This window comes from Pseudoalteromonas sp. MER144-MNA-CIBAN-0113 (genome assembly GCF_040308965.1).
GTDB lineage: Bacteria > Pseudomonadota > Gammaproteobacteria > Enterobacterales > Alteromonadaceae > Pseudoalteromonas > Pseudoalteromonas tetraodonis.
Genome location: NZ_JBEOOG010000128.1, coordinates 1 through 4,896, shown reverse-complemented (window position 1 = coordinate 4,896; position 4,896 = coordinate 1). Strand labels below are relative to the sequence as shown.

The 4,896-nt window shown below is 36.8% G+C and carries 5 protein-coding genes and 1 pseudogene; all 6 read right to left on the bottom strand.

Going from position 1 to position 4,896, the window contains the following annotated elements; genetic code table 11:
• Nucleotides 1–74 precede the first annotated feature (74 nt).
• Nucleotides 75–275 (bottom strand): annotated as a pseudogene (locus AAEY57_RS18690) (transposase family protein); the annotation flags it as partial.
• Nucleotides 276–370: 95 nt separating this feature from the next.
• Entirely contained in the window at nucleotides 371–781 is a 411-nt protein-coding gene (locus AAEY57_RS18685) for a hypothetical protein (RefSeq protein ID WP_350608515.1), read from the bottom strand.
• A 132-nt stretch (nucleotides 782–913) separates the two neighbouring features.
• Entirely contained in the window at nucleotides 914–2,137 is a 1,224-nt protein-coding gene (locus AAEY57_RS18680; protein ID WP_008109725.1) for an Aq_097 family APC-type transporter, read from the bottom strand.
• A 17-nt stretch (nucleotides 2,138–2,154) separates the two neighbouring features.
• Nucleotides 2,155–2,913: a cytochrome c3 family protein gene (locus AAEY57_RS18675; protein WP_238529427.1), complete on the bottom strand. Its 759-nt coding sequence runs from the start codon at nucleotides 2,911–2,913 to the stop codon at nucleotides 2,155–2,157.
• A gap of 29 nt (nucleotides 2,914–2,942) precedes the next feature.
• Entirely contained in the window at nucleotides 2,943–3,692 is a 750-nt protein-coding gene (locus tag AAEY57_RS18670) for a hypothetical protein (protein WP_138686789.1), read from the bottom strand.
• Nucleotides 3,693–3,696: 4 nt separating this feature from the next.
• Complete coding sequence (locus AAEY57_RS18665) at nucleotides 3,697–4,797, bottom strand: 2Fe-2S iron-sulfur cluster-binding protein (RefSeq protein ID WP_350608514.1); 1,101 nt, start codon at nucleotides 4,795–4,797, stop codon at nucleotides 3,697–3,699.
• Nucleotides 4,798–4,896: the final 99 nt, after the last annotated feature.

Here is a 4,896-nt window from a genome sequence, read left to right as displayed (position 1 = left end):
GACCAAGGTGATTATTATGCCTTGATCTGATCACTACATATTCTATAAGTTCAATTTATAATGATCTTGCCGTGAATTCCTGCGTTGAACGTACCGTATTTTTTTAACCAATCAAGCTTTAGGTGCCCAAAGTCTTCAATATCTTCCCATCCTTCTGCACCAGAGAGCACAGCGCTAATAGCAAGGAGAAGAATATCGATAAGTTCATGCTTTTTACAACGTTCAATGCGAGGATCTGTAATTGAATTAAAATGTTTCAGAAAAGTAGTGCTCATATTTATGCGACCAAGTAATTATTATGCCTTGATCTGATCACTACTTGCTCTATAAGTTCAATTTATAATGATCTTGCCGTGATGCGCAGGCTTGATTAATATTGGTATGTGGGGCTAATTACGCGCTTACGGTTAGATTGAGGTTGCGATATAAAGTTTTGAATTAAGCTTTTATTAGCCTTCGAAATTACAGGTAGAAAACCTGATATATTAATATCTTGAACTAATGAAGAGTTTGCCTGCCCTGTATAATCTGGCATACAATCACAATCTATACAGTGGCAATTATCCATTGTTTTTGAGTCATGATTAGCATGATTACTTTCAGATTTTTCTTGGTGCCCACCATCATGATGATCATGGATATTAACAGTATTGTTTAGAGATGTTAGTGCATTAGAAGTTATGGCCATTTCAGAACACAAATGAATAGCTGTAGCAAATACTTGTCCATTTACAGACAAATATATCAAAATATAAAATAGCCAATTCAAACGTTGCCCCATGGATAGTTTTATCCTCACTAGTATGTTACTTCACTATAAACTTATAGCATATTTATTCTGGTAATATTGATTGAAATCAAGCATTCAAACAATCCCTTAAAATAATTATGGTTACTCTCATTCATCATCCAATTAACCATGTGGTGCAGGTACAGACCAGAGAATTACAAATACGAGAGAAGCAGCTATGAACGCGCTCCCAATGATTTTTAGCCATACTCTCCCTGTTTTATTCTGGTATTTAAGCAATAGCATTATTGTAATTAGCGTCTGGACTAAGTAATAAAGAGCAAATCCTTTAGAAGCGAAGTTAATTATTTCAAAAACATTCGAAGTCCAGACCAAAATAATTGCTAAAATGACCACTAACATGTATCCCATATTAGTTGAAATTTTAGACTTGAGAAGCTCTCTAACTAGACCTCCACCACCGATTGTATCGGCTAGTGCAGCACTTAGTTGGCTTGCTGTTGCAGCAATTAAAAGCAGAATAGGTAAGACCCAAACAGCTTTGCCTAATGTATGGCTAATCGTAGTTTCATTTAATTCAACAATAGGAAATTCTAAAAATATTGGACAGGTTAAACCTATAAAAATGACATATAGTACGATTGCGATCCCTTGTGAATATTTGACTGCCTTTATACGTTGAGTTGCTGAATATTCTGCCCCCATAAAACGAGTTGTTTCGAACCCTTGTGTAACCATCAGCATTCCAGCCAGCATACTAATTATTTCGAATTTACTTAAACTCTGAGTAGCTGAATGTTCAAACCAAGCCTTACCTGTCGATATGTCATAAGTAAACAAAGCAACCAATACACCAACTATAATAGAAAGTTTGATGGTCACAGCATAAAGCTCTATAGCTTCTAAACCCTTCGCACCTCTAATCCAAGCTACAGCCATTATCGAAAGTAATACCGCAGTTGTGGCAACTCTTACAATATACAAATTTTCAATACCAAGGCGGTCAAAAACAAATGCAGAAAACAGACTGATATAAAAAGCGACAGATATTGCATATGCCCCTCCAAGAAACCATTGACCAACCTGTTCAAGCTTTACAATAGATCCACTAGGGTTTTCAACTAAATATGGCTCAGCATGAAGTATATTGAAGCGAATAATAGCTCCCAAAGCTAATGAAAACAGTGATAAAACTACAATTCCAGCTAATGCCCACTTTCCCATAGTGGCATGCAGTAGTGGTGCAACAATTAAAAATCCACTGCCAATGATTGAGGCTAAGGGAGTTACGGTCGCCCTCCATTGTTGCGAAAAGCGAAATCGTTTATTAAACAAAACTATAACTACAACTAATGAAAAGAAAATTGCAATACCGTTATGCAACATACTTCATACTCCTAAGATTAATGATGTTTATACCAGCCAGCTTTTTTAATGTCATTCCAAGAGGTATTTTGGTGACAAGCAAAACATTCTTCTACAGGTGCTTTGTGCTCCCCTGCAACCTTTGCAGATATCTTTTTAAAATGTTTCATATAGTGGCTAGGTGGTGCCTCATGGCATTGATTACAGTCGTTTGACTTGTTTGATGGGTGAACAAATGAAGATAGAGACCACTGTTCAGTGCTATGACATTGAACACAATCATCTGAAAACAACCCAAAATGCCTATCATCGTTAGCATGACAAGTAGCACAATTAAGCAACGCTTCTTTTGTACTAACATGCGGATTAATAAGTAGCGGATCCACTTTCCGATTATCCGATAACATTTCTTTGAAAAGCTTTTGCACAGCCGTGCCTTGATCAAACGGGGTATTATCTTCCGGTAACATGCGTAAACCTATATCAGAGAGTGCCTCATGATCCATTTTAGATATACGTGCTGCTTTTCCTTGATGCTCCATATGACATGAATTACATTCAGCTATATCGACATGAAACAAAGTAGGCTGACGCTGGATTATTTGAGTATCATTGGCATGGCAAACAACGCAATTTTCACGCGTAACCCCCGTTATTGGCGTATGGCAACTTTGACAATCATCTTCTAAAAAGGAATGAGCTTTACTTAAATCTCCAGGGATAACGGTCATTTCCCAATTTACATCGGGTAACTCACTCGAATGGTAATAGTGACTTATCAACGCAGCTATAATCACTGCTATAATTCCACCAAAAATATATTTGATCATAACCACCTCAAGCCAAAATAAATTTCAGCAGTTATATGAAAAATTATTAGCACATATAAGATCATGGAAATAGATATATGAAACTTTAACCACCGTTTGAACCAAAGCTTCGCTGTATCATGAATACGAATGCTGTAATCAATATCTGATATTGCATCGACCAATCGCAAAATTCTTCTCTCATTGCTAGTTCGACTTAAGCCAAGACTAGATGAAAAGAGTGATGGAGAGTGTGAGTTTAAATCACTTGGCATAGCGTTAATATGTTTCGAACAAAATCGTTCATGCAATTCAATTTTTTCATCTTTTAATTGATTTTTTAATTCTTCTTTTAGTTTTTTCTTATCTTTTAATTTTGATGATATTAAGCTAAGTATGTATCGCCCAATGAAGCCACTAATCGCAACTAGCATCATTAAGAGCACCAATAAAATACCAATTAAACTATCAAAACGGTGAGCGCTATGTAGTAATCCTATGATTGGTCCTATCACCCCAGCATAGATATGCCAAACCAATAATGTTGACATAGGAACCTTCTTGGTCACCCAGGTTTTTATTGATTTATTTCTCTTGATCACTAAGTAAATTAAAGGAAAAAACATCAAAAAGGCGGCTATTATTCCGAGCATGCTCCCACTAAAACTGCCAGGAAAACGTGGTGAACTGTGCCAAACAAATCCACCCCATAGCACGATCATCAGCAACACTAAACTGGCAACAATTGTTCGTTCTTGATTTGCCATCACTTTATACCTCCACTTTTACAGGGGTTTTGGGTATTGATTGACAAGCTAATACATAACCATTTTCTTTATCATCTTCCTCTAGGCCATCATCCACATCCATTTCTACTTGCCCTTCGAGCAACTTGACTTTACATAAGCCACAGCTTCCTGCTCTACAAGAGCTATCAATATCAACATCTAAATTTTCCGCTACATCAAGAATGCTTTCTCCTTCTGCTGCTTTTGCATGTTTATTTGACTGAGTAAAGGACACTTCAAAACCATTATTAATAGCTTCAGCTTTGATACTGGTATTTTTATCTATATTCCCCATGATAGGACTTTGTGGTTTATTTTCTTTCTTCACAGGGCTACTACCACCAAAACCTTCAATTTTCACTCTTTGAGGCATCATACCTAACTCAATAAGCATATTTTTCATAGCATCCATCATCGGTGGAGGCCCACAGATGTGAGCAGTTTTTTCCGATAGCTCTGGAACAAAGTCGTTTACCAATTGAGAAGTAAATCTACCTTGAGGTCCCATCCAAGCAGTTCCTTCAACTCGTGTCATGCTCACTAAGACATGTAAGTTTTTATGACGAGATTGTAAATACCTTAATTCTCGTTCGAAAATAAAGTCATTTGATGTTCTTGCACAAAAAAGAAAATAGATATTTCCTTTCCAACATGTAGAGGTTAAATATCTGACGGCACTCATCATGGGGGTAATCCCAACGCCACCAGATACTAAGACAATGTTCTCTTCATTATTTCCGTTGAAGTAGAACTTACCATTAGGTGCTTTTATTTCAAGCGCATCTCCTATGCAAACGTTGTCGTGCATGAAGCGAGAGACTAAGCCTTGCTCCTCTCTCTTTATTGTTACTTCAAAATAATCTCTCTGAGTGGGTGACGAGGCAATGGTATAAGAGCGTTTTATTACTTTAGGCTGATCAGGGATATTGAGAGAAAAAGTAACAAACTGGCCTGGCTCATAATTAAATGGTAGAGGTTCCCCAGCTAAAGATGCCAATCTAATAGTTTTTACATCATGTGTTTCATTAAATATTCCTATGACATATACAGTACCTTTGAAAACGCCCTTTTTCTTTGAAGCCAAATTTGTAGATTCATTACTAGTAACCGGAGTTTTTCAAGTTAGTTGTCGCCTCAAGTTAAATTTTATGCCGCCCGCATTTCTTCTTTTTTCTCAGGATTC

What these genes read in the sequence shown, in the direction of transcription:
- AAEY57_RS18680 (WP_008109725.1), bottom strand. Translation starts at nt 2,137, where the DNA reads ATGTTGCATAACGGTATTGCAATTTTCTTTTCATTAGTTGTAGTTATA.
- AAEY57_RS18685 (WP_350608515.1), bottom strand. Translation starts at nt 781, where the DNA reads ATGGGGCAACGTTTGAATTGGCTATTTTATATTTTGATATATTTGTCT.
- AAEY57_RS18670 (WP_138686789.1), bottom strand. Translation starts at nt 3,692, where the DNA reads ATGGCAAATCAAGAACGAACAATTGTTGCCAGTTTAGTGTTGCTGATG.